The organism is Bacillus sp. NS1 (assembly GCF_058248265.1).
Window position 1 is genome coordinate 1 of the sequence record NZ_JBZAZF010000019.1, and the last position, 1,334, is coordinate 1,334.

The 1,334-nt window shown below is 41.8% G+C and carries 1 protein-coding gene; it reads left to right on the forward strand.

Going from position 1 to position 1,334, the window contains the following annotated elements; translation table 11 throughout:
• Positions 1 to 21 precede the first annotated feature (21 nt).
• The coding region (locus AC4CV5_RS20725; protein WP_490923796.1) for a phage tail tape measure protein at positions 22 to 1,334 on the forward strand (1,313 nt) is incomplete at its 3' end.

A 1,334-nucleotide genomic window follows, 5' to 3' on the forward strand; every position in this document is an offset into this window, starting at 1 on the left:
GAAAAAAGGGCGGTGAGAGTTATGGCGGCAGCGGGCCGAATTGAGATTAATACATCCTTAAACAGACAAGGGGCAGAACGAGACTTCCAACGACTACAGGCTAGCATGCAAAGTGGAGCTCAAAAAATGAAGAGCGTAGGCGAGACGATGAGTAAGGCAATTACTGTCCCATTAGCAGGATTAGGCGCGGCCGCCATTTCCTCAGCTAAAAGTGTAGGTGATGCACAAGCCAAAATACAGTCGTCATTAGGTGTCACTAAGAAAGAAGCTGAAAATCTTACAAATGTAGCTAGAAACATTTATAAAGCTGGTTTTGGAGAAAGTTTAGATGAAGTTTCTGATGCTCTTATTAAAACAAAGCAGAACATGAAAAACATAAATAGTGAAGCTGAGCTACAAACAGCGACTAAAAATGCTCTGGCTCTTGCAAAAACATTTGATGCTGATGTAAATGAGGTTACAAGAGGCGGGGGCCAGTTAATGAAAGCCTTTGGTATTGACTCTAAAAAGGCCTTTGATTTGATGGCTTATGGAGCCCAAAATGGACTTAATTTCTCTGATGAGATGTTTGATAATCTCAGTGAATATGCTCCCTTGTTTGGAAAGATGGGGTATTCCGCAGATGAATATTTCCAGCTATTGATAAAAGGTTCTAAAAACGGAGCCTACAATCTCGACTATGTAAATGATGTCTTTAAAGAGTTTCAAATTCGTGTAAAAGACGGATCAAAAAGCACAGAAGAAGCAATGGGACAACTATCAAGTGGGACTCAAAAGGTCTGGAAAGACTTCTTGCAGGGGAAGGGTACTGTAAAAGATGTTGCGAACGCAGTTCTTCCCGAATTAAAAGGGATGGATGATCAAGTTGCAGCGAATAACATTGGTGTAGCCCTATTCGGTACTAAATGGGAAGACTTAGAGTCTGACGCAATGTACAGCATGGGGAATATTAAGGGTTCTCTTGATGAATCAGCAGGAGCAATGGACAAAGTTACTAAAGCTCAAGAACAGTCCTTTGGTCAGCAATTTCAAGCAACTCTAAGACAGGCAGCTGATGCATTAGAACCCATTGGAAGAATTATTTTGGATATGGCTCAGAGAGCTTTGCCAATAGTTCAACAGGCAATCCAAGTGTTATCTGACAAGTTTAAGAGTCTTTCTCCTACTGGACAAACTGTGGTAGTCGTTATGGGTGGGATAGCTGCGGCAATCGGTCCATTGTTAATGGTTCTATCATCGATGTTGCCGGCTATAACGGCTATCGTCACCAATTTTGGGACAGTCGTAACAGTTGCAACAAAAGTAGGCGGGGCAATCAAAACAATAGGAACTGT